The 22776-nt window shown below is 70.0% G+C and carries 25 protein-coding genes and 1 pseudogene; 12 read left to right on the forward strand and 14 right to left on the reverse strand.

What is annotated here, in order from left to right:
• Positions 1 to 71: 71 nt before the first annotated feature.
• Complete coding sequence (gene greA / locus H284_RS0117365) at positions 72 to 563, reverse strand: transcription elongation factor GreA (protein WP_018191562.1); 492 nt, start codon at positions 561 to 563, stop codon at positions 72 to 74.
• Between the two features lie 109 nt (positions 564 to 672).
• Positions 673 to 1083: a DUF4307 domain-containing protein gene (locus H284_RS0117370; RefSeq protein WP_020077226.1), complete on the reverse strand. Its 411-nt coding sequence runs from the start codon at positions 1081 to 1083 to the stop codon at positions 673 to 675.
• A gap of 115 nt (positions 1084 to 1198) precedes the next feature.
• On the opposite strand from H284_RS0117370, the gene mca reads away from it, so the two are divergent.
• Both mca and H284_RS0117380 read left to right on the forward strand, forming a co-directional pair.
• A complete protein-coding gene (gene mca, locus H284_RS0117375) occupies positions 1199 to 2050 on the forward strand; it encodes a mycothiol conjugate amidase Mca (protein ID WP_020077227.1) in 852 nt (283 codons plus the stop codon).
• Positions 2047 to 2334, forward strand: coding sequence for a hypothetical protein (locus H284_RS0117380; protein WP_020077228.1), 288 nt, complete (start codon positions 2047 to 2049; stop codon positions 2332 to 2334). Before mca ends, H284_RS0117380 begins: the two co-directional genes overlap by 4 nt.
• Before the next feature lie 6 nt (positions 2335 to 2340).
• Here H284_RS0117380 and H284_RS0117385 read toward each other — a convergent pair whose 3' ends face one another.
• On the reverse strand, positions 2341 to 2973 hold the full coding sequence (locus tag H284_RS0117385; protein ID WP_020077229.1) for a LysE family translocator: 633 nt from the start codon (positions 2971 to 2973) through the stop codon (positions 2341 to 2343).
• 114 nt (positions 2974 to 3087) lie between these two features.
• Between H284_RS0117385 and H284_RS0117390 the strand changes: the two genes are divergently transcribed.
• The gene (locus H284_RS0117390; RefSeq protein WP_020077230.1) at positions 3088 to 3540 is read left to right on the forward strand and encodes an Lrp/AsnC family transcriptional regulator; all 453 of its coding nucleotides are present in this window, start codon (positions 3088 to 3090) and stop codon (positions 3538 to 3540) included.
• Positions 3541 to 3580: 40 nt separating this feature from the next.
• Here H284_RS0117390 and trhA read toward each other — a convergent pair whose 3' ends face one another.
• The gene (gene trhA / locus H284_RS0117395) at positions 3581 to 4426 is read right to left on the reverse strand and encodes a PAQR family membrane homeostasis protein TrhA (protein WP_020077231.1); all 846 of its coding nucleotides are present in this window, start codon (positions 4424 to 4426) and stop codon (positions 3581 to 3583) included.
• A gap of 97 nt (positions 4427 to 4523) precedes the next feature.
• Here trhA and H284_RS0117400 point away from each other — a divergent pair, with 97 nt between their 5' ends.
• The 5 genes and pseudogenes from H284_RS0117400 to H284_RS21280 all read left to right on the forward strand — a co-directional run bounded on the left by H284_RS0117400 (position 4524) and on the right by H284_RS21280 (position 8641).
• The gene (locus tag H284_RS0117400; protein WP_020077232.1) at positions 4524 to 5300 is read left to right on the forward strand and encodes an isoprenyl transferase; all 777 of its coding nucleotides are present in this window, start codon (positions 4524 to 4526) and stop codon (positions 5298 to 5300) included.
• Positions 5301 to 5362: 62 nt separating this feature from the next.
• Positions 5363 to 6481 (forward strand): aminotransferase class V-fold PLP-dependent enzyme, encoded by a 1119-nt coding sequence (locus tag H284_RS0117405; protein WP_020077233.1) that lies wholly within the window; start codon positions 5363 to 5365, stop codon positions 6479 to 6481.
• A gap of 252 nt (positions 6482 to 6733) precedes the next feature.
• Positions 6734 to 8098 (forward strand): RNA 5'-3' helicase PhoH2, encoded by a 1365-nt coding sequence (phoH2, locus tag H284_RS0117410; RefSeq protein WP_442911231.1) that lies wholly within the window; start codon positions 6734 to 6736, stop codon positions 8096 to 8098.
• Positions 8099 to 8193: 95 nt separating this feature from the next.
• Positions 8194 to 8355: pseudogene (locus tag H284_RS21275) on the forward strand (MepB family protein); the annotation flags it as partial.
• 82 nt (positions 8356 to 8437) lie between these two features.
• Positions 8438 to 8641 carry a MepB family protein gene (locus tag H284_RS21280; protein ID WP_286132325.1) on the forward strand — a complete coding sequence of 68 codons (204 nt, stop codon included), beginning with the start codon at positions 8438 to 8440 and terminating at the stop codon, positions 8639 to 8641.
• A gap of 61 nt (positions 8642 to 8702) precedes the next feature.
• On the opposite strand, the gene H284_RS0117420 is transcribed toward H284_RS21280, so the two are convergent.
• From H284_RS0117420 to xseA, 6 genes are all read right to left on the reverse strand, one after another.
• Positions 8703 to 9281 carry a P-loop NTPase family protein gene (locus H284_RS0117420; RefSeq protein ID WP_231371269.1) on the reverse strand — a complete coding sequence of 193 codons (579 nt, stop codon included), beginning with the start codon at positions 9279 to 9281 and terminating at the stop codon, positions 8703 to 8705.
• A gap of 100 nt (positions 9282 to 9381) precedes the next feature.
• Entirely contained in the window at positions 9382 to 10788 is a 1407-nt protein-coding gene (locus H284_RS0117425; RefSeq protein ID WP_020077235.1) for a class II fumarate hydratase, read from the reverse strand.
• A 35-nt stretch (positions 10789 to 10823) separates the two neighbouring features.
• A complete protein-coding gene (locus tag H284_RS0117430; RefSeq protein ID WP_172823249.1) occupies positions 10824 to 11420 on the reverse strand; it encodes a carbonic anhydrase in 597 nt (198 codons plus the stop codon).
• Between the two features lie 38 nt (positions 11421 to 11458).
• Positions 11459 to 12121 (reverse strand): DUF4245 domain-containing protein, encoded by a 663-nt coding sequence (locus H284_RS0117435; protein ID WP_018191548.1) that lies wholly within the window; start codon positions 12119 to 12121, stop codon positions 11459 to 11461.
• Positions 12118 to 12396, reverse strand: a complete 279-nt coding sequence (locus tag H284_RS0117440; RefSeq protein ID WP_018191547.1) for an exodeoxyribonuclease VII small subunit — start codon at positions 12394 to 12396, stop codon at positions 12118 to 12120. Before H284_RS0117440 ends, H284_RS0117435 begins: the two co-directional genes overlap by 4 nt.
• Before the next feature lie 10 nt (positions 12397 to 12406).
• Positions 12407 to 13717 (reverse strand): exodeoxyribonuclease VII large subunit, encoded by a 1311-nt coding sequence (gene xseA, locus H284_RS0117445; protein WP_029042995.1) that lies wholly within the window; start codon positions 13715 to 13717, stop codon positions 12407 to 12409.
• A 73-nt stretch (positions 13718 to 13790) separates the two neighbouring features.
• Here xseA and H284_RS0117450 point away from each other — a divergent pair, with 73 nt between their 5' ends.
• Positions 13791 to 14822 (forward strand): 4-hydroxy-3-methylbut-2-enyl diphosphate reductase, encoded by a 1032-nt coding sequence (locus H284_RS0117450; RefSeq protein WP_029042996.1) that lies wholly within the window; start codon positions 13791 to 13793, stop codon positions 14820 to 14822.
• Between the two features lie 26 nt (positions 14823 to 14848).
• Here the strand turns inward: H284_RS0117450 and H284_RS0117455 are convergent, their stop codons facing one another.
• Both H284_RS0117455 and fbaA read right to left on the reverse strand, forming a co-directional pair.
• Positions 14849 to 15463, reverse strand: coding sequence for a DUF6264 family protein (locus H284_RS0117455; RefSeq protein WP_020077239.1), 615 nt, complete (start codon positions 15461 to 15463; stop codon positions 14849 to 14851).
• A 79-nt stretch (positions 15464 to 15542) separates the two neighbouring features.
• On the reverse strand, positions 15543 to 16571 hold the full coding sequence (gene fbaA / locus H284_RS0117460) for a class II fructose-bisphosphate aldolase (protein ID WP_020077240.1): 1029 nt from the start codon (positions 16569 to 16571) through the stop codon (positions 15543 to 15545).
• Positions 16572 to 16793: 222 nt separating this feature from the next.
• Between fbaA and glpX the strand changes: the two genes are divergently transcribed.
• Complete coding sequence (gene glpX, locus H284_RS0117465) at positions 16794 to 17795, forward strand: class II fructose-bisphosphatase (protein WP_018191542.1); 1002 nt, start codon at positions 16794 to 16796, stop codon at positions 17793 to 17795.
• Between the two features lie 15 nt (positions 17796 to 17810).
• Here glpX and H284_RS0117470 read toward each other — a convergent pair whose 3' ends face one another.
• Together H284_RS0117470 and H284_RS0117475 are read right to left on the reverse strand one after the other, a co-directional pair.
• Entirely contained in the window at positions 17811 to 19211 is a 1401-nt protein-coding gene (locus H284_RS0117470) for a DNA recombination protein RmuC (RefSeq protein ID WP_020077241.1), read from the reverse strand.
• A 124-nt stretch (positions 19212 to 19335) separates the two neighbouring features.
• Positions 19336 to 19917: an exonuclease domain-containing protein gene (locus H284_RS0117475; RefSeq protein ID WP_039731421.1), complete on the reverse strand. Its 582-nt coding sequence runs from the start codon at positions 19915 to 19917 to the stop codon at positions 19336 to 19338.
• A 182-nt stretch (positions 19918 to 20099) separates the two neighbouring features.
• Here H284_RS0117475 and H284_RS0117480 point away from each other — a divergent pair, with 182 nt between their 5' ends.
• Together H284_RS0117480 and ychF are read left to right on the forward strand one after the other, a co-directional pair.
• Entirely contained in the window at positions 20100 to 20846 is a 747-nt protein-coding gene (locus H284_RS0117480) for a class I SAM-dependent methyltransferase (RefSeq protein WP_029042997.1), read from the forward strand.
• Positions 20847 to 20899: 53 nt separating this feature from the next.
• Complete coding sequence (gene ychF / locus H284_RS0117485) at positions 20900 to 21991, forward strand: redox-regulated ATPase YchF (RefSeq protein WP_020077243.1); 1092 nt, start codon at positions 20900 to 20902, stop codon at positions 21989 to 21991.
• The last annotated feature ends 785 nt before the right edge of the window (positions 21992 to 22776 follow it).

The raw sequence follows: 22776 nt of genomic DNA on the forward strand, positions 1-22776 counted from the left end.
GTTTTTCGCCCGTTTCGCGATGAAACGGCGGAAAAACTCAGGAGCTGTTCGCGTGGATGCGGGGGAGCGGCTTACTGGCCGGTGTAGGTCTCGACCTTGGTGACCTCGACGGCGATCTGACGGCCGTTCGGAGCCGTGTACTCCGTCTTGTCGCCGACCTTCAGGCCGAGGATGGCCGCGCCGAGCGGGCTCTGCTCGCTGTAGACGGGGAGATCGGTGCCGGCCGCGATCTCGCGGTTGCCGATGAGGAACACGCTCTCGTCGCCCGCGATCGTCGCGGTGATGACGGTGCCCGGCTCGACGACGCCGTGGCTCTCCGGCGCCGCGCCGACGGTGGCGCTCCGCAGCAGGTTGGTCAGCTGGACGATGCGGGCCTCGATCTTGCCCTGCTCGTCCTTGGCCGCGTGGTAGCCGCCGTTCTCCTTGAGGTCGCCCTCCTCGCGGGCCGCCTCGATGCGCTTCGCGATCTCGTTACGGCCGTTGACGCTGAGCTCCTCGAGTTCGGCCGAGAGACGGTCGTACGCGTCCTGGGTCAGAAACGTGACCTGAGACTCCTGAGACATGATGAACTCCTTCGCGCCTGCGGCTGAATGCCGCCTCGGCTGATGGTCCGGTTCGGTACCGGTGCTAAAGTCGACGCCCCGGCCACGGCCGGGGCGTATCCGCACAATACTAGGACAGCCAGCAGGTGTTGATCAAACCCGTGTTGGGCTTCATGATCGTGCGGATCGACTCGGTGTGGGCGGTCAACCGGCTCGCGGAACCGGGGTATTCGACGATGCGCCAGCCGACGATGGCGAAGTCCTCGTTGAGGGCCTGGAGGGCGCACGTCACCGGGGTCCCGACGGGCGCGTTGATCGAGAACGAGATGTCGACATGGCTGTCGTCGGGGATCGTGTAGGCGGTGTCGGTGGTCTCGAGGTTCGCCTGATCGTTGTCCCAGCCGGCCCAGAACGCCCAGACCGTGGCGATGGCGACCGCGGCGATCCCCCCGAAGATGAGCAGCCACCGGTCGCGCCGCTTGCGCTGAGGCGTCCGGCCGTAGCGGGTGTCGAGGGTGGGGACGCGGTGGGTCGTCGTCATGCGTGCACCGCCATGCCGTCCAGCCCCGCCTTCCGCTCAGGAGCCCCCCGTCGGGCGACGGTAGGCTGAGACCAGACTAGGAGAGAAAGCTGTGAATGCTGCCGCCCGCAGGCTGATGGCCGTGCACGCCCACCCGGACGACGAGTCCAGCAAGGGCGCGGGGACGTACGCGTCGTACGTCCGTCGCGGCGACGAGGTCATGGTCGTCAGCTGCACCGGAGGGGAGCGCGGCGACGTGCTCAACGAGCGGCTCCCCGCCGACGCTCTCGCGATGGCGGCCCGCGATCTGCCCGGACTCCGCCGGAAGGAGATGGCGGCGGCCCAGGCCGTGCTCGGCATCCAGCACCGGTGGCTCGGCTACGTCGACTCCGGCATGGCGCGGGAGGACGGCTCCCTCCCCCTCAACTCGTTCGCGTCCATCCCGCTCGAGACCTCCGTCGCGCCGCTGGTGAAGCTGATCCGCTCGTTCCGCCCGCACGTGCTCGTCACGTACGACGAGAACGGCGGATACCCGCATCCCGACCACATCCGTGCGCACGTCGTCGGCGTCGAGGCGTACCGCGCCGCCGCCGACCCCGACCGCTTCCCGGAGCTCGGGGAGCCGTGGCAGGTGTCGAAGCTCTACTACGACCGCATCTTCAACGGAGAGCGCATCCGCGCGGTGCACGACGCCCTGCTCGCGGCGGACCCGTCGTCGCCGCTCCTCGACCAGCTCCGGCAGATGCGTTCCTGGATGGACGACCAGCCGCCGCTCGCGACGACGCGCGTCCCCGTCGGCGACGTGCTGGAGACGCGGGATGCCGCCCTGCGCTCCCACGCCAGCCAGGTCGCGCCCGACAGCGCATTCTTCTTCTGGCCCAACGACATCCTGCGCGCCGCCTGGCCGACGGAGGAGTTCCAGCTCATCGACTCGAAAGTGGAGACCGAGATGCCCGAGACCGACCTCTTCGCGGGGGTGCGTGCGTGATCGCCGACGCCCTGCTGCGCGCCTCCGTCTGGCTGGCCGCCACCCCGACCCCCACGCCGTCCGGCACGCCCGATGACGACTCGGTCACCCCGGGCGTGCTCGGGTTCGTCGTCACGTTCCTGCTGGCCGTGGTCGTCGTCCTGCTGGTGCTCGACATGGTGCGCCGGATCCGTCGCGTGCGGTACCGCGCCGAGATCGCGGAGAAGCTGGATGCGGAAGAAGCGGAGCGCCGCGGCGACGGTTCCGGCGGGCCTGACGGCTCCGACGGCTCCGACCGGCCGTAGGGCTCGTCAGAACGCCTGCGCCACCCGCTCGGCGAGCAGCGCGACGCCGATCAGCGTCATGGCGATCGCCGACACGCGCGCCATGACCACGGTTCCGCGCGGGCGCGCCGCCAGCAGGCGCCGGGCGAGCACGGCGACGGTCAGGTAGACGACGGCGCACGTCGCCACGAACAGCCCGCCGAGCATCAGCATCTGAGCCGCCGGTGCCCACCCGCCGTGCGCGGTGGTGAACTGCGGCACGAGCGCGACCAGCACCAGCAGACCCTTCGGGTTGAAGCCGCTGACGCCGGCTCCCCGCAGGAAGGACGCGACCGACGACGAACCGCCCGTCGCCGTGCCAGTCTGCGCGGCGATCGGCGTCGCCGACCGCGTCAGCCCGCTGATCCCGAGCCAGAGCAGGTACAGCGCGCCGCCCACCGTGAGCACGTCGAGCAGCACCGGGTTGGCGGCGACGAGCGCTCCCAGGCCGACCGCGACCGCGATGACGACCACGAGGTACCCGAAGAGGATGCCGCCGATCGAGGGCAGGAGGGTCCGGCCGCCGAGCCCGGCCGTCACCGCGTACGCCCAGTCGGCACCGGGCGTGCAGACGAGGAGGGCGGCCACTCCCCAGAAGCCGAAGACCAGTGCCGGATCCATCGCCGTCCTCCCTCCGCCCGCGCTCTGCGGTCTACCGGAAAGCTATGGCGTGAGCGTCCGAAAGTGCTTGCGACTTTCGTGCCTTCTGCATCCATTCGTGGAAGAATCTGCTGCATGGACGCCATCGATCGGGAGATCCTCGCTGCGCTGCAGGAGGACGGCCGGCTCAGCCTCACCGACCTGGCCGCACGCGTCGGCCTGACACTGTCGCCGTGCCACCGCCGGGTGCGCGAACTGGAGCGCGCCGGCGTGATCGAGCAGTACCGCGCGGTCGTCTCTCCCGCGGCGGTCGGGCTCGACTTCGAGGCGATCGTGTTCGTCACCATCGACCGGACCGACCCGGAGACCGTCGGAGCCTTCGAGGAGGGCGTGCTGGCCATCCCGAACATCGTGCAGGCCGAGCGCCTGTTCGGCAACCCGGACTACATGCTGCGGGTGCTGACCGCCGACCTCACCGGGTACCAGGAGCTGTTCGACGGGCCGCTCGGAGCGCTTCCGGGCGTCCGCAAGCTGTCCTCGACCCTGGTCATGAAGCAGGTGACCGGGCGGCGGGCGCTGCCCACCTGATCCCGCGCCGCCGCTCCGCGCCGCCCGAGCGCGGCAGGTCTCAGCCGGCGTTGTAGGCGGGATGCAGTGCGATCAGGAGCGTCGCCGTCCAGTGACAGAGGAACGCCAGCACCGTCAGCGTGTGGAAGATCTCGTGGAACCCGAAGCGCCCGGGGAACGGGTTCGGGCGCTTCATGCCGTAGATGACCGCGCCCACCGTGTACATCAGTCCGCCGACGAGCACGAGCACCATCATCGCGACGTTGGCGTCGACGAGGTCGACGATGTACATCATCGCGGCCCAGCCGAGTGCGACGTAGATCGGCACGTACAGCCAGCGCGGGGCGCTGATCCAGAAGACGCGGAAGCCGATGCCGATGAGGGCGCCGGCCCACACCAGGGTGAGCAGCAGGATGCCCTTCTCCGGCGGCAGCGCCAGCACGGCGAGCGGAGTGTACGTGCCCGCGATCAGCAGGAAGATGTTCGCGTGGTCGATGCGCTTCAGGATGATCTTGGCGCGCGGCCGCCAGTTGAAGCGGTGGTACAGGGCGGAGTTCCCGAACAGCAGCATCGAGGTGAGCATGAACACCGCGGACGCCCACTTGGCCGGAGCGCCGTGCGCAAGGGAGATCAGCACGATGCCCGCCACGATGGTGACCGGGAAGGTCGCGGCGTGGATCCAGCCACGCCAGGTCGGCTTGACCTCGCCGGGGAAGGCAGGGGAGGCATCCAGCAGCGGGATGTTCGGCAGCTCCGGTCCGCCGTCGCGCGCCTCGCGCTCGTCCGCCTGAACGGCCGCATCCGAGCTGCTCAGGTCGGTCGTCGGCTCCGCGAGGAGCTCGGCAACGTCTTCATCGGCTTCGCGGTCGTCGGTCGTACCGGGGTTCTGACTCTCTCGGGGCGACATAGACCAAGAGTAGGGGAGGACGGGTGGCCGGATGCTGTGAGCCGGGCACCGTCGGCCGCGCTAACGTAGCAGCGTGAGCAGACGCGGAACGCCGGGGATGGGCCGGCGGGAGGGTAGCGGGCTGCTGTACGGGCTCTACCAGAAGCGTCTTCGCCGCGACCTCAATCGCGAGTCGCTGCCGAAGCACGTCGCCATGATCATCGATGGCAACCGGCGGTGGGCCCGGCAGGCCGGGCTGACCACCGTCGCGCACGGCCACCGGGCCGGTGCGGCGAAGATGCGCGAGTTCCTGGAGTGGTGCGACGAGCTCGGCATCCAGGTCGTCACGCTGTATCTGCTGTCGTCCGACAATCTCACCAACCGCGAGAGCGGCGAGCTCGGCGACCTGATCGACATCATCGCCCAGCTGGCCGACGACCTGTCCCACTACCGCGACTGGCGGGTCAAGCACGTGGGCTCGGCCACGGGCCTCCCGCCCCGCCTGCTGGAGGCGCTGGCGGATGCGGAGAAGCGCACCGCCGCCAACACCGGGATGCATATCAACCTCGCGGTCGGCTACGGCGGCCGCAAGGAGATCACCGACGCCATGCGCAGCATCGTGGCCGCGCACCACGCCGAGGGCGGCAGCCTGGAGACCCTCGCGGACCTCCTGACCCCCGACCTCATCGGCGAGCACCTCTACACCGGCGGCCAGCCCGATCCCGACCTCGTCATCCGCACATCGGGGGAGCAGCGCCTCAGCGACTTCATGCTCTGGCAGAGCGCCCACAGCGAGTTCTACTTCGTGGAGGCGCTGGGGCCGGACCTGCGCGAGGTCGACTTCCTGCGCGCCGTCCGCGACTACTCGCGGCGGCACCGCCGCTTCGGCGGCTGAGCGGGCGCGTTCGTTTCGTCGCCGATTTCCGGAGGCCGGTCGGGTTCGGCCAGAATCGGAGGGTGACGACGGTCGAGGAGTACGCCCGCGGGTTCGGCGAAGAGCCCGGATATCTGGACTACGGACGGGTCGGACCGCTGTCCGCGACCGTGCGTGCGGAGGCGATCGGGCAGTACGAGATCCTCTCCAAGGCGCGCTACGGCACCATCGAGCGGATGCGCACGGAGGACGAGCGCGTGCGCGACGGCGTCAGCGCCCTCACCGGGTTCCCAGCCGACCAGGTCAGCTTCCAGCCGAACGCGTCGAGCGGCCTGCTGCACGCCACCTTCGGGCTGACCGGCGGCGACGTGCTGCTGTCGCTGTCCGAGTTCCCGTCCCTCACCTACGCCGCCGAGCGCGCGGCCCGGGCCCTGCGCGTCATCACGCCGACCTGGCTGGAGACCGACGGCGGCCGTGTGACGCCGTCGCGCATCCGCGAGCAACTGACCGACAGCACCTCGGCCGTCATGGTGAGCCTCGTCGACTCGCGCACCGGCTACCTCGCCGACATCGACGGCATCCGTCAGGTGATCGGCGACCGCCTGCTCATCGTGGACGCGATCCAGGGCTTCGGTGTCGTCGACGCCCCGTGGGAGGTCGCCGACGTCGTCGTGTCGGGCGGTCAGAAGTGGATGCGCGCGGGCTGGGGCACGGGATTCCTCGCGCTCAGCGAGCGCGCGATCGACCACCTGACGCCCGTCTTCAGCGGCTGGACCGGCTCCGGGCCGCAGCAGCCGTGGGACGCGGTGCTCGAGCCGGTGCGGGGCGCCGGCGCCTTCTCGATCTCCAACCCGGACCTCGTCGCGGAGGCGCGCTTCGCGGCGGCGCTCGAAGAGGTCGACGCGGTCGGCGTGAGCGCGATCTCCGCGGCCATCTCCGACAACGTCGAGCGCGTGCTGCAGCTCGCCGACGAGTTCGCCGTGCCGGTCAGCTCCTCGCGGAGCCCCGCCGAGCGCGCCGGGATGATCGTGCTGGAGCCGCTGCCGGAGCAGCTGACCGTGCTCGGCGCGTCCCTCCACAACCACGGCGTGACGGCCTCGGTGCGTGCGACGAACGCGCGCATCAGCGTGCACGCGGGGACGACGGAGGAGACGCTCGACATGCTGCGGGCGGCCTTCACGTCGTACGCGTCGGCGGCCTGATCCGCGGTTCACGGGCATCCCCTCATCCGGTCGCCTGACCCGCCTCGGGGCCCTCCCCGAAGTGGGGGCGATTGTTCACGTCGTCGTAACACGACACGCGGCGGCGCGGTCGAACCGATGTCGGTGCCCGGGCGTAGGTTCAACCCATCGGGCACCGCGCCCGATCGAGACGGCCACAAAAGTTCGTCTCGAAACCAAGCGGCCGTCTCGTCAGTGAGATCCGCCGGCTCCCGAGGGAGCGGCGGGGTGGGAGTGGTCGTGGCGGAATCAGCAACCCGACAGGCAGCAACCCGGTCGAACGGCGAGGCAGCGGGAGCGGCGAAGACGAAAGAGCGCACGTATGTGCTCGACACGTCCGTCCTCCTCTCCGATCCGAAGGCCATCTTCCGTTTCGCGGAACATGCTGTCGTCATCCCCGTCGTCGTCGTCAGCGAGCTCGAGGGCAAGCGCAACGACCCCGAGCTGGGGTACTTCGCGCGGCAGGCGCTGCGCAACCTCGACGACCTCCGGGTCGAGCACGAACGGCTCGACTTCCCGATCCCCGTCGGTGACGGCGGCTCGCTGCGGGTGGAGCTCAACCACTCGAACATGTCCGTCCTGCCGAGCGGCATGCAGCTCGGCGACAACGACTCGCGCATCCTCGCGGTCGCCCTCAACCTGTCCAACGACGGGCTCGACGTCACCGTCGTCTCGAAAGACCTCCCGCTGCGCGTGAAGGCGGCCTCGATCGGCCTCGCCGCGGAGGAGTACCGGCACGAGCAGGTCGTCGACTCCGGCTGGACCGGGCTCGCCGACATCTCGCTCGGCAGCGACCAGATGGCCGCGCTGTACGAAGACGAGTGGATGCGCACCGAGCTGGCCGCGGACTTCCCCGTCAACACCGGCCTCGTCATCCACTCGGACCGCGGCTCGGCCCTGGGCCGCGTCGTCGCCGAGGGCGAGGTGAAGCTGGTCCGCGGCGACCGCGACGTCTTCGGGCTGCACGGGCGCTCGGCGGAGCAGCGGCTCGCGATCGACCTGCTGCTCGACCCGGAGATCGGCATCCTCTCGCTCGGCGGTCGCGCGGGCACCGGCAAGTCGGCGCTCGCGCTCTGCGCCGGCCTCGAAGCCGTGCTGGAGCGGCGCCAGCACAAGAAGATCATGGTGTTCCGCCCGCTGTACGCGGTCGGTGGCCAGGAACTCGGCTACCTGCCCGGCGACGCGGGCGAGAAGATGAACCCGTGGGGTCAGGCGGTCTTCGACACGCTCGGCGCGCTGGTGTCGCAGAACGTGCTGGACGAGGTGCTCGACCGCGGCATCCTCGAGGTCCTGCCGCTCACGCACATCCGCGGCCGGTCGCTGCACGACGCGTTCGTGATCGTCGACGAGGCGCAGTCGCTGGAGCGCAACGTGCTGCTCACGGTGCTCAGCCGGATCGGCCAGAACTCGCGCGTCGTGCTCACTCACGATGTCGCGCAGCGCGACAACCTCCGCGTCGGCCGGCACGACGGCGTCGCCAGCGTGATCGAGACCCTCAAGGGCCACCCGCTGTTCGCGCACGTCACGCTGAGCCGCTCGGAGCGCTCCGCGATCGCGGCCCTCGTCACCGAGATGCTGGAGGCCAACGAGCTCGCGTAGCCCATCGCGCGTCATACATCGCCGCCCTCCCTCGTCTCCATGGTGACGGGGGAGGGCGCATGACTGCTGCCGACATCCAGCGGGTGCTGGGAGTGATGGATGCTCTGGGCGTTCCGCACGGTGCGCTCCGGCCGGAGGGCGAGAACGGCGGGTACGACGCGGCCGTGTGCGACACCCCGGACGGTCTCGTTCGGTTCCGGGTGGCGCGGGTGACGCCCCGCAAGACCGGGCTGTTCGTCGCCGTCTGGCGCCGTGCGGCCGACGGCGGTTCCGAGCCGTTCGACACGGGCGATCAGCGGCGGCTCGTGGTCGTCGCCCGGGAGCGGCTTCGGGGCGTTCGTGTTCCCGAGCGAGGTCCTCGCCTCGCGCGGCGTGGTGGCAGTCGACGGCGCGGGCGGCAAGCGCGGGTTCCGGGTCTATCCGCCCTGGTCCGAGGTGACCAGTCCGCAGGCCGCGACGACCCAGCGCTGGCAGTGCGCGTCGTTCCTCCCGCTCACCGACGACGCACCGGGAGCCCTCGACGCCGCGCGCCGTCTGTTCTGACCGACCCACGCAATCCGCTCCTGAGTTTTTCGCGCGAAAGGCGGCGTGTCGCGCGAAAAACTCAGGAGCTGTTGGCTGCGGTGGCGGCTTGAAGCGGGCCGGCGAGCCAGTGTTCGACCTCGCGCGTCGAACGGAGGCGCACGACGACGAGGCGCGGGTGTGCGCGCTCGGCGACTGGGACGCGCTCCGCGTACGTGTTGCGGGACGAGATCGACCAGCGGATGATGTGCTCCGGGTCGCGGAAGATCGTGCGGAGCCGCGGCTCGCGGTTCCCGTTCCAGAGCTCCGTGCGGTGGATGCGGCGGTGCAGCGTCCGGCGGACGACCCGCGGCAGGGTCACCCGGGCAAACGGCAGGTCGAGCCAGACGAGGAGGTCGGCGCGTTCGGCCAGCAGGTCGCGGACCGCGGAGTACTGCCACTCGGTCGTCCACGAGTCGGCCGCGGTGAAGGTGCGGACGTCATCCACGAACTCCGGCCGCGGCTCCCATCCTGGCCCGTGTCGGAGTCCGTCGATCTCGGTGTGCGGTCCGCCGGTCAGCTGTGCGATGCGCCCGGCGAGCGTCGTCTTGCCGCTGCCGGACACGCCCGCGACCACCACCCGGCGCGGCCTCCCCGGCAGCGCATCCCCGTACGACAACACCCCTCGACCCTAGTTCCGCCCCCCATCGAGTACGCAAAAACTGCACGCAGAGTGGGGATTCTGCGTGCAGTTTTTGCGTAGTCGACGGGGGTGGGAGACCTCAGCCGGGGTGGGTCATGGAGAGGACGTCGAGGGCCGCGTCCAGCTGGTCGAGGGTGACCTCGCCGCGCTCGACGAAGCCGAGGTCGATGACGGCCTCGCGCACGGTGATGCCCTTGGCGACGGCGTGCTTGGCGACCTTCGCGGCGGCCTCGTAGCCGATCACCCGGTTGAGCGGGGTCACGATCGAGGGGCTCGACTCGGCGAAAGCGCGGGCACGGTCGAGGTTGGCCTCGAGGCCGTCGATCGTCTTGTCGGCGAGCACGCGGCTGGCCTGCGTGAGCAGCCGGATCGACTCCAGCAGCGCGGTCCCCATGACCGGGATGGCGACGTTCAGCTCGAACAGGCCCGACGCCCCGCTCCAGGCGATCGTCGCGTCGTTGCCGACGACCCGCGACGCCACCATGAGCACGGCCTCCGGGATGACCGGGTTGACCTTGCCGGGCATGATCGAGGATCCGGGCTGGAGGTCCGGGATGTGCAGCTCGCCGAGGCCCGTGTTCGGGCCGGAGCCCATCCAGCGGAGGTCGTTCGCGATCTTGGTCAGCGAGACGGCGATCGTGCGGAGGGCGCCGGACGCCTCCACGAGCGCGTCGCGGTTGGCCTGCGCCTCGAAGTGGTTGCGCGCCTCCGTGATCGGCAGCTCGGTCTCGTCCGTCAGCAGCTCGATGACGAGCTGCGGGAAGCCGAGCGGCGTGTTGATTCCGGTTCCGACCGCGGTGCCGCCGAGCGGGACCTCGGCGACGCGGGGGAGGGCGGCGCGGATGCGCTCGATGCCGTAGCGGATCTGCGCGGCGTAGCCGCCGAACTCCTGGCCCAGGGTGACCGGGGTCGCATCCATGAGGTGCGTGCGGCCGCTCTTCACGGCCTCCGCCCACAGCTCCGCCTTGGCCTCCAGCGAGACCGCGAGGTGATCGAGGGCCGGGATGAGCTCGTCGATGAGCGCGCCGGTCACGGCGATGTGCACCGAGGTCGGGAAGACGTCGTTCGACGACTGGGAGGCGTTCACGTGGTCGTTCGGGTGCACCGGACGGCCGAGGCGACGCGACGCGAGGGTCGCCAGCACCTCGTTCATGTTCATGTTCGAGGACGTGCCGGAGCCCGTCTGGTACACGTCGATCGGGAACTCGGCGTTGTGCGCGCCGGAGGCCACCTCGTCTGCGGCCGCGGCGATCGCGTCGGCGATCTCCTGGTCGAGCACGCCGAGGCGGGCGTTCGCGAGGGCGGCCGACTTCTTGATGCGTGCCAGTGCGGCGATCTGGGCCGGCTCGAGCACGTCGCCCGAGATGGGGAAGTTCTCGACCGCGCGCTGCGTCTGCGCGCTGTACAGGGCGTCCTTCGGGACGCGCACCTCGCCCATCGTGTCGTGTTCGATGCGGTACTCGGCGTCCGCCTGGGTGTCCACCACGGTGTGTATTTCCTTTCTGTTGGCGGGAGCTGGTGTCAGTCGCGCATGCCGACGACGACGTCGGGGACGACCCGGCCCTCCGCGAGCCGGTAGTTGGCGCCCACGATCGCGAGGGTGTTCTCGGCGACCGCGGAAGAGATGATCTCCGACTGCGCGAGCAGCTCGGAGACGGTGTCGCGCAGGTGCTCGCGGCCCACGGCCGAGGCGTCGACCGCGGACGGCTCGACCGCACCCGGTCCGGCGACGCGGTGCACGGCCGGGACGATCGGCGCGATCAGGTCGGCGATGTGCGGCGGGAGCGGATCCGCGTCCGCGGCCTGGGAGGCGATGGCCGACGCCACCGCGCCGCAGCTGTCGTGGCCGAGCACCAGGATGAGCGGGACGTTGAGCACCGCCACCGCGTACTCCAGCGACCCGACGACCGAGTCGGAGACGACCTGCCCGGCATTGCGCACCACGAAGGCGTCGCCCAGCCCGAGGTCGAAGATGATCTCGGCAGCGAGACGGGAATCGGCGCACCCGAAGATGGCGGCCACCGGCTCCTGGCCGCCGGCGACGACCTCGCGGCGGGTCACATCCTGATGGGGATGCTGCGGCTCGCCCGCGACGAAGCGGGCGTTGCCCTCGAGCATGGCGTTCCAGATCTTTCCGGGGCGCGTGGTGGGCACGGTTATCGTTCTCCTCCGAGTGAGTGGATCTGATCGGCCAGCGACGACGCCACCGTGCGGAACTCGGCGTCGATCGCGGTGCCGAACACGATGATGGAGCTGTCCCCGGCGTGGGTCACCAGGGCGTACTCGACGTTCCCGTTGCCCGACCCCGCTGCACGATTGTCGTAGACGTCCCAGGTCACGCCGTCGATCTCGCGGGTACCCGCGATCCGAGACTTGGCGACCTGATCGGACACCCAGCTGTCGTTCGCGCCGAATCCCTGCGTGACGCCGATGAACTGCTCCTTGGGCGTGATCAGCCCGATGTACCAGGAGTCGACGCCATCGGCGGTCTTGGTGCGCAGCTCGGCGTTGTTCGACTTCCAGGTCGAGGGGAGTTTCGGCACGAGCAGGCGGTCCGGCTCGCTGCCCTGCGCCTCCTGCGCGACGGACGCGTAGTCGACCGGCGGCTTCGTCGCCGTCGGGTTGCCGCGCGGCACGACAAGCACGATCACGGCGACCAGCGCCAGCGTCGCGATCAGCGAGTAGATCAGGTTGTTGATCGTCTGGCGATTGCGGTGGTTCGCCGAGTTCTGCGCCTTGCGGGCGGCCGTCTCCTCCGGCGTCTCCGGACGGCCGAGTTCGGCGACGACCGCGGGCGGCTTGCTGGTGCGGGGGCTCATCCGCCCATGACTTCTGAGGACTGTGGGGCTTCTGACGACTGCGAAGCGGCTCCTGCGCCCGACCGCGCCGCATCGAGTCGCGCCTTCGCGCCGATCAGCCACTCCTCGCAGTGACGGGCGAGAGCCTCGCCGCGCTCCCACAGGGCGATCGACTCTTCGAGCGTCGCCGACCCCTGCTCGAGCTCTCCGACCACGCGGATCAGCTCGTCGCGCGCCTCTTCGTAGCTGAGCGCGCTGAGCGGGTCGCCCGCGGGGGCGGTCTCGGAACTGGGCATGACGTCCATTCTATTTGTCCCGCTGAGGGTCCGCTGGAGCCGACGATCCATCGGCTCCGGCCGACGTGCCGTGACCCGCGGGCGACGGGAGCTCGTCGCCGGCCGTGGCGGCGAAGGAACCGCCCGACACGGTGACCCGCAGTTCGGTGCCGACCCCTGCCTCGGCCGGTTCGGTGACGACGTGACCGGCGGACGTCTGCACGATCGCGTAGCCGCGGTCGAGCGTCCCCTGCGGGGACAGCGCACGGAGCTGGCCGCGCAGCTCCGCGACGCGCGTGGTCTCGCGCTCGACGCAGCGGCCGACGAGCTCGGTGCCACGGGCGACGTAGCGGGTGAGCTCTTCGGCCCGCGCGTCGACGATCCACGAGGGGGAGGCGAGCACGGGTCGCGTGCGCAGGTGCCCGATCCGGTCGATCTCGTGCGCGATCCGCTGCGTGACGCGCACACCCATCCGGGCGCGCGCCTGCTGGACGCGCGCGAGCTCCTCGGCGACGTCCGGCACCACGCGCTTCGCGGCATCCGTCGGGGTGGATGCGCGCAGATCGGCGACCTCGTCGAGCAGCGGCCGGTCGGCCTCGTGCCCGATGGCGCTGACGATGGGCGTGAGCGCGGCCGCGGCCGCCCGCACCAGCCGCTCGTCGCTGAAGCCGAGGAGATTCTGGAAGTCGCCGCCGCCGCGCGCGACGATGATGACCTCGACCTCGGGGTCGGCATCCAATGTGCGGATGGCCGAGACGACCTCCGTCACGGTGCGCTCGCCCTGGACGGATGCGTGCACGACCCGGAAGCGCACCTGCGGCCAGCGCAGCTGCGCGTTGCGGAGCACATCCTTCTCGGCGTCGGAGTCTTTGCCGGTCACCAGACCGATGGTGTGGGGGAGGAACGGCAGGCGCTTCTTGCGCTCGACCGCGAACAGGCCCTCGGCGGCGAGCTGCTGACGCAGCCGCTCCAGCCGCTCGAGCAGGTCGCCGAGGCCGACGTGCTTCATGTCGTAGACCTGCATGGTGAGCGTGCCGCCCTTGACCCAGAAGTTGGGCTTGATGGCGGCCACCACACGGTCACCCTGCTTGAGGTCGGCCGGGATGCGCGCCTTCACCGACGACCAGATCGTGAAGCTGATCGTGGCGTCCTCGTTGAGGTCTTTGAGCTTTCCGTAGACGTTTCCGCCCGAGATGCCCCACTGGGTGATCTCGCCCTCGACCCAGGCGGTGCCCAGCCGGTCGATCCATCCCTTGATCTTGCTGTTGAGCAGCGCGACCGGCCACGGTGCGTCGACGGTCGGCGGTGCCGCCTGCATTGCGACCGTGGTCGTCTGGCTCACCGCCGTCTCCCATTCCGTGCTCAGCGCGCTCACGTAGGATCGAGGGGTGAGCGACGCAACCATCAGCCTCCCGATGCCGCGCATTCCCGGCGCCAGGCGACGGCTTCAGGATAACCCGGTCGTCGGACATAAGCGGGTGCTGCTGGCCGCGCCCCGCGGCTACTGCGCCGGTGTCGACCGCGCCGTGGTCGCCGTCGAGAAGGCGCTCGACCTGTACGGTGCCCCCGTCTACGTGCGCAAACAGATCGTCCACAACGTGCACGTCGTGTCCGAGCTGGAGCAGCAGGGCGCCATCTTCGTGGACGAAGTCGACGAGGTGCCGTCGGGCGCGCACGTCGTGTTCTCGGCGCACGGGGTGTCCCCGGCCGTCGTGAACGCCGCAGCCGAGCGCGGGCTCCGCGCCATCGACGCGACCTGCCCGCTCGTGACCAAGGTGCACCGCGAGGCCGTGCGCTTCTCGCGCGACGACTTCCAGATCCTGCTGATCGGCCACGCCGGTCACGAAGAGGTCGAGGGCACCGCGGGCGAGGCTCCGGACCACGTGGCCCTGGTCAACGGACCGGACGACGTCGACTCGATCGTCGTGAAAGACCCGGACAAGGTCGTCTGGCTGTCGCAGACCACGCTCTCTGTCGACGAGACGATGGAGACGGTCCGTCGCCTCCGTGAGCGCTTCCCGAACCTGCAGGACCCGCCGAGCGACGACATCTGCTACGCGACCCAGAACCGGCAGGTCGCCATCAAGAAGGTCGCCGAGCAGGCCGACCTCGTCATCGTCGTCGGCTCCGCCAATTCGTCCAACTCGGTTCGCCTGGTGGAGGTCGCGCTGGAGTACGGCGCGAAGGCCGCCTACCGCGTCGACTACGCCAGCGAGATCAAGCAGGAGTGGCTGGACGGCGTCTCCTCCGTCGGTGTGACGAGCGGCGCATCCGTTCCCGAGGTCCTGGTGCAGGAGGTGCTCGACGACCTCGCCGGTGCCGGCTACCAGGACATCGAGGAGGTCAAGACGGCGGAGGAGGACCTCATGTTCTCGCTGCCGAAGGAGCTCCGCAAGGACATCACGGGCAAGCAGGATGCGCGGGCGCTTGGTGGTCGCGGGCGCTGAGCGATCGCGGGCGCTGAGCCGGCGCGCTACGGCGTCTGCACCGGAGCCGACGGCGGCGTGACGCCCCCGTAGAACCCGAGCAGCACCGGGTCCGTCGCGAGGATGGCCCCCGCGAAGATGATCAGCGCGAGCATGGCGACGATCCCCGCGACGAGCGGCACCCAGAACGCCAGGCGGCGCTTCACCAGCAGCCAGGCGGCGAATCCGGCCGACACCGCCCAGATGACCGCGATCACGATCGAGCCGATGAGCACGAGCGTGCCGACCAGCGGCACGGGCACGTATTCGCCGAGCCCGTTCGTGCTGTGCAGCAGTTGCATGGATGCGGGGATCGCCTGCAGCGTCGCGATCGAGTACGTCATCCCGAAGAAGCCGAAGACGCCGAGCAGGACCGTCAGCGTGAGGTTCCAGGTGGGCGCCGGCCGGCCGTCCACGTTCGCCGGCGGAGCACCGGGGGCCGGTGGACGCGGCCCGAGGACCGGGGTCGCCGGCACGGGCGGAACGTCGTCCTCCCGCTCCAGCGGGCGCGAGGTGTCGAGACGGTCGGCATCCGCGGGCGGACGCCACACCCAGCCGGGAGGCGCGAGCTCCCCGTACTGCGGGCGCGGCCGGTCGTCCGGCTGCGGTTCCTGCTCGGCCATCGTGGCCGCCTCCCTTGCTGGAGCCCGTGGCTCGCGTGGTGCGGGCGGCGGCGCGTGACGCGACCGCCGCCCGTGAGTGCTACTTGCCGGAGTGGCCGGCCGAGCCGAGCTGCTGCGTCGCCTCGACGACGCGCGCGGCCATCCCGGTCTCGGCGACCTTGCCCCAGGCGCGCGGGTCGTACGCCTTCTTGTTGCCGACCTCGCCGTCGATCTTGAGCACGCCGTCGTAGTTCTCGAACATGTAGCCGGCGACCGAGCGCGTGAACGCGTACTGCGTGTCGGTGTCGATGTTCATCTTGACGACGCCGTTGCGGACCGCCTCGGCGATCTCCTCGTCGGTCGAGCCCGATCCGCCGTGGAAGACGAGGTCGAGCGGCTTCGGGCCGTGGCCGTACTTGGCGGCCAGGCCGTCCTGGATCTCCTTGAGCAGCTCCGGGCGCAGCTTGACGTTGCCGGGCTTGTAGACGCCGTGGACGTTGCCGAACGTCAGTGCGGCCATGTAGCGGCCGTTCTCGCCGAGGCCGAGCGCGTCGACCGCCTTCTCCGCGTCCGCGAGGGTCGTGTAGAGGGCCTCGTTGGAGCCTTCGTGACGGACGCCGTCCTCCTCGCCGCCGACGACGCCGATCTCGACCTCAAGGATGGCGTTGATGGCCTTGGTGCGCTTGAGCATCTCCTGCGCGATCTCGAGGTTCTCGTCGAGCGGGACCGCCGAGCCGTCCCACATGTGCGACTGGAAGATCGGGTTGCGGCCCGCCTTCACCTCCTCCTCGGAGGCGGCGATGAGGGGCAGCACGAAGTCGTCGAGGGCGTTCTTCGGGCAGTGGTCGGTGTGCAGCGCGACCGTGATGGGGTAGTTCTTGGCGACCTCGGTGGCGAAGCGGGCGAACGCGAGCGCGCCGGTCGCCCTGGCCTTGACGGTCTGGCCCGCGAAGTAGTCCGCACCGCCGGTGGTGACCTGGATGATCCCGTCGCTCCCCGCCTCGGTGAGACCCTGCAGCACGGCGTTGATCGTCTGCGACGACGACACGTTGAACGCCGGGTAGGCGAAGCCGCCGGCCTTCGCTTTGTCGAGCATCTCTGCGTACTGGTCCGGCGTGGCGATGGGCATTGCGGCTCCTTGAGGATCGGGGTGTCGAACGCCCTCATCATACCGAGGCGCCCCGGTGCGCCCGGGGGCTCGTCTCGCGGACGCCCGGGCTCCGCGCGGGTGCACATCCGTGCGGACCCCCTGACGCGGCAGGGGGCGGTCGATACACTGGCAGCGTCCGGCGGCGGGCATCCCGCTCCGGTATCGACGACGACGTTCCGAATCCGTCCGGGAGGACCCACCATGAGCATGACCGACACCGCCACGCACTTCCAGCACCCGGACAGGAACCTGGCGATGGAGCTGGTGCGGGCGACGGAGGCGGCGGCGATCCGGGCGACGCCGTGGATCGGGCGCGGCGACAAGAACGCGGCCGACGGTGCGGCGGTGGATGCGATGCGCAAGTTCCTCGGGACGGTCAACTTCGACGGCGTCATCGTGATCGGCGAGGGCGAGAAGGACAACGCGCCGATGCTGTTCAACGGCGAGCACGTCGGAAACGGACGCGGGCCCGCGGTGGATATCGCGGTCGACCCGATCGACGGCACCTCGCTGACGGCGGCCGGGCGGCAGAACGCGCTGTCGGTCATCGCGGTGTCCGACCGGGGATCGATGCTGGACGCGTCGAGCGTGTTCCGGATGAACAAGATCGTGACCGGTCCGGCCGGCCACGGTGTCGTGGACCTCTCGCAGTCGATCGGTGAGAACATCCGGGCGCTGGCGAAGGCGCTGGGCAAGCCGGTCACGGAGGTTCGGGTGGCGGTGCTCGACCGGCCGCGGCATGAGGGCCTGATCGAGGAGATCCGGGCGGCGGGAGCCGGGACGCGGCTGCTGCTCGACGGCGATGTCGCGGGTGGCATCAACGCGGCGCGTTACGAGTCGCGGATCGACATGTGCGTCGGCATCGGCGGCAGCCCGGAGGGCGTGATCACGGCGGCGGCGATCAAGGCCCTCGGCGGGTTCATGCAGGGCATGCTGGCCCCGAGCGACGACGAGGAGCGGGCGAAGGGCATCGCCGCGGGACTGAAGATGGACACCATTCTGAGCGCGGACGACCTGGTGCAGGGCGACAACACGTTCTTCGTCGCGACCGGTGTGACCGACGGCGGCCTGGTGGAGGGCGTGCGCCGCAAGGGACCGATCATCCGGACGGAGTCGATCGTGCTCCGGTCGAAGTCGGGCACCGCCCGTCGCGTGGTGGCGGACCACCTCGCGGAGAAGTGGCTGGAGCCCGACCAGCTCTGAGGTCCGGCGCGCGGGTTAGGCTGCGCCGGTGTCGCGCTCCGCCTCGAGGGCGTGGGCGCGCTCCTGCTCTTCGATGGCCAGCTTGTCGATCCCGTGCATGTCGCGGGGCTCCAGCTCGCTGACGAGTTCGAACGCCGTCAGCTCGCGCGGCGCCTCCTCGATGCCCTCGATCACGCCGATGACCTTCGACTCGTCGAGCGCGTTGAGCTTGCGGGCCGCGGGGAAGACCTGGCGCTCGAACGACCCGACGAAGCCGTTGTAGTCCTTGACCGTGCGCTCCAGCGACCGGCCCAGCTTCTCGATGTGACCGGCCGTGGTGGAGAGACGGCTGTACAGCGTCCGGCTCAGGTCGAACAGCTGCTTCGCCTCCTGCGTCAGCACATCCTGCTGCCAGCTGAAGGCCACGGTCTTGAGTACGGACCACAGGGTCACGGGCGACGCGAGCGCGACCCGCTTGCCGAAGGCGAATTCCATGATGGAGGGATCGGCTTCGAGAGCCGACGACACGAGCGACTCGCTCGGGATGAACGCGATGACGAGCTCGGGGGAGGACTCGAGACCGGTCCAGTACGCCTTGCTGCCCAGAGCCGTGATGTGGTCGCGGACGGCCTTGACGTGCTGCTTGAGCAGCGCCTCCCGCTGTGCGGCCTCCGAACCGGTCGCCGTCGCCGGGATCTGGCTGGCCTCGAGGTACGCGTTGAAGGGCACCTTGGCGTCGAGCGCGATGCTCTTGCCGCCGGGGAGACGCACGATCATGTCGGGGCGGCCTGCGCCGGACTCCGAGTGGATGCTCGACTGCACGTCGAAGTCGACGCGCTCGATGAGACCCGCGGCCTCCACGACGCTCCGCAGCTGGGTCTCGCCCCAGACACCGCGGGTGCTGTTGGAGCGGAGGGCCGACGCGAGGGCCTCCGCCGTGCTGCGCAGCCGCTCCTCCGACTCCGCCGCCGACCGCAGCTGCTGGGCGAGCTGCCCGTGTTGCTGGTTGCGCTGGGTCTCGAGCTCGATGACCTTGCGCTGCATGTCCGTCAGGCTCTCGCGCACCGGCGCGAGGGCCTGCAGCACCTTGCTCTCGGCGCGCTCGCGCTCGGCGCGGGCCTCCGCCTCGGCGCGATGCTGCTCCACCGTCTCGCGGTACTGCTCCTGGGCGGCGCGCAGCTGATCCTGCAGCGCATCCACCCGGCTGTGGGCAGCGGCGAGATCGGCCCGGATCTCCGACTGCACCGCCGTCTCGGCCGCCCGCAGCTCGGCGAGCTCGGCCTGGTGCTGTGCAGCGAGCACGACCGGGTCGACGACCGGCGCGGCGGGCTCGGCCGACGTCCGCGAACGCAGGAGGCGCAGGACGGCGACGCCCGCGCCGATGGCGCCGACGACGAGGCCGATCAGGAGGCCGAGGAGCAGGGCGAGGATGTCCATGCCCTCAGTGTGTCAGCAGCCGCCGACACTGCCGCTTCCGCGGCCCGCGAGTCCGATCCCGCCCCGCCGAGACGCGCGGAATCGCTCCAATCCGCGGCGGATCGCCGCACATGTCACGCCTCGATCAGGCGGCGATGGGAACGCCGATGCGTCCGAGCCGCGCGCCGGTCAGCTCGGCGAGGTCGGCGATCGTGGCCGCGTCGTGCCGCCGGGCGGCGTGGATCATGATGGCCGCGCACGCCTCGGCGTCCGCCAACGCGTCGTGGTGCGCGAAGTCCTCGAACCCGGCCGCCATCGCCGCGACGGGCAGACGGTACGACTCCAGGTGGTACGTCTTGCGCGCCACCTGCAGGCTGCACAGGTAGCTGTACTCGGGGCAGGCCACGAAGGTCGCCGCGCATGCGGCCCGGATCACACCCATGTCGAAGCCCGCGTTGTGGGCGACGAGGTGGTCGTCCTCCGCGAACTCGACCAGATCGGCCAGCTGGTCGACCCAGCCCGCCGCGTCGGCCACATCCTCGGGCCGGATGCCGTGGATGCGCACATTCCACTCCTGGAAGACGTCGTGCCCCAGCGGCGGCCGGATGAACCATCCCGCCCGGTCGACCACCTTGCCGTCTCTGACCTTGACGAGTCCGACCGAACAGGCCGATGCGGCGGAGGAGTTGGCGGTCTCGAAGTCGATGGCGGTGAAGTCCAGGGTCACGTCGTCATGCTGACACGGCCCACCGACGCCGCCCGGCATCCCGCCCGCGCGCCGCCGCATCCCGCCGCATCCCGCCGCGAGGTGCACGTTGTTGCGGTCGACACGCCGTGTGAATGCGCACCTACGTGCACCTCAACCGCGCGGCCGGGCGTGTATCGGTCGCGACGCGTACGATCGGCGGCATGCGATCCCGTCAGCAGCGCGACCTCCATTCCGCCTCGTTCGACCGCGCCGCCGACCTCTACGACGCGGCCCGGCCGACGTACCCGGCGGAGGCGGTCAGATGGCTCCTCGACGGGGTGGAGGGGCCGGTGCTCGACCTCGGCGCAGGGACGGGCAAGCTCACGGCATCGCTCGTCGAGCGCGGACTCGAGGTCGCCGCCGTGGACCCGTCGCCCGAGATGCTGCGCGTGCTCCAGGAGCGTCTCCCCGACGTGGATGCGCGCGGGGGCGCCGCCGAGCGCATTCCCTTGCCGGACGACGCGTTCGGCCTGGTGGTCGTCGCGCAGGCGTGGCACTGGGTGGACGCCGACCGAGCGGTTCCCGAGGTCGCCCGGGTGCTCCGCCCCGGCGGCCGGCTCGGACTGGTCTGGAACGAGCGCGACGAGAGCGTCGGCTGGGTGCGCGAGCTGGGCGAGCTGATGGATGCGGGCTCGGCCGTGTTCGACGACGAGGCCGACCCGGTGGTGCCGCCGCCGTTCGGTCCGCTCGAACGTCACGAGACCCGCTGGGTGCAGGCGCTCACCGTCGACGGCCTGCTCGATCTGGCGCGCTCCCGCAGCTACTTCATCACGAAGGACCCGGACGGCCAGGCCGCCGTGATCCAGTCGCTGCGGCGCCTCGCTCGCGAGCATCCCGACCTCGCCGGGCGCGACACCTTCGAGCTGCCGTACGTGACCCGCAGTTACCGGGCCACGCTGGAGGGCTGAGCCGCCCGACCGTCGGCCGGCCGCATCCCACCCGCCCCGTAGAATGGACGACCGTGGCTCTCACTATCGGAATCGTCGGGCTGCCCAATGTGGGCAAGTCCACCCTGTTCAACGCGCTGACCAAGAACGACGCGCTCGCCGCGAACTACCCGTTCGCGACCATCGAGCCGAACGTCGGCGTGGTGAACCTGCCCGACCCGCGGCTGGATCGCCTCGCCGAGCTGTTCCACAGCGAGCGGACCGTGCCGGCTCCCGTGTCGTTCGTCGACATCGCCGGCATCGTGAAGGGCGCGAGCGAGGGCGAGGGCCTGGGCAACAAGTTCCTGGCGAACATCCGCGAGGCGGACGCCATCGCCCAGGTCGTGCGCGGGTTCAGCGACGCCGACGTCGTCCATGTGGCCGGGAAGACCGACCCGGCGGGCGACATGGAGACCATCAACACCGAGCTCATCCTCGCCGACCTGCAGACCCTCGAGAAGGCGGAGCAGCGGTACGAGAAGGAGGTCAAGGGCCGCAAGCTGGAGCCGGTGGTCCTGGAGACCGCGCGCGCCGCGATCGAGTACCTCAACTCGGGCAAGCCGCTGTCGACCTCGTCGATCGACCTGGAGCCGGTCCGCGAGCTGGGCCTGCTCACCGCCAAGCCCTTCATCTACGTCTTCAACGTGGACGAGGATGTGCTCACCGACGAGTCCCGTCGAGCCGAGCTGGCCGCCCTGGTCGCGCCCGCGCAGGCCGTCTTCCTGGACGCAAAGCTGGAGTCGGAACTCATCGACCTTGATGCGGCCGACGCCGCCGAACTGCTGGCGTCGACCGGCCAGGAGGAGTCCGGCCTCGACCAGCTCGCCCGCATCGGCTTCGACACCCTCGGCCTGCAGACCTACCTGACGGCCGGCCCGAAAGAGTCGCGTGCCTGGACCATCCACAAGGGCTGGAAGGCCCCGCAGGCGGCCGGCGTCATCCACACCGACTTCGAGAAGGGCTTCATCAAGGCGGAGGTCATCTCGTTCGACGACCTGATGGATGCCGGAAGCGTCGCCGAGGCCCGCTCGCGCGGCAAGGCGCGCATGGAGGGCAAGGACTACGTCATGCAGGACGGCGACGTGGTGGAGTTCCGCTTTGGATCGCAGTCAACGTCGAAGGGCTAACTGACCGGCCTAGGATCATGTCGTGCTGCTCACAGAGATCCCTAGACGCTCACTTGGCGCAGCGAGGACATGAGGCCTTTGCGATTCGGGCAGCAAACGCGACCACGGCCTTCCCAACTCTTGTTATGTTCAGCTAAGCCGGGAGCGCTCTGACGACGTCACCTTGGGGCGCCGACAGACCGAAGAATATCAATTGGGCGAGCGAACCGGCTTGGCTCGCTGGTCGCCGAGGCTGGCCGGCCACCCGATCTCAATCCGCCACTCGACGACGACCACACCATCCGGGACTGGAACGTCAAAGCCTCCGGCATATGGTATGTCACGGGCTACGGACTCGCCGGACTTTCTGGAAGATTTCGACAGCCAGCAGGTCGGGGGCCAGACGATCTTGGAGTGCTAGTCCCCCGCCGAGCAGCTCGAGAGTTCAACGACGATTTGGTCGGTGCCATCGAATTGCCCCGCAGCTTCCGTCGCGACGAGGGCGGCGACGTGGTCGAGCCCAGGTTCAACTCGCAGCCGTCTCTGCCGATCTACGCTTCCCGACTTAGCGAGCGCAATAGAAAGCGGCCATCGGAAGCTAATGTGGGCGACCTAAGAGATATGAGCGGGCTTGAGGATCAAGTCTCAAGAAGTCGATTCGCAAGTTCTCGCCCTGTTGCACCGTCTCCGCGGCGACTGCGAATATATGCCCTGGCCGCCGACGACAACTCTGAACTCTCGGATAGTGCTCGTTTCAATTCATTTACGCACGAGTTCAGAGCATGCTTAGTGCTTGGGTCCCCCAA

It is taken from the genome of Cryocola sp. 340MFSha3.1 (assembly GCF_000383315.1).
Lineage (GTDB): Bacteria > Actinomycetota > Actinomycetes > Actinomycetales > Microbacteriaceae > Leifsonia.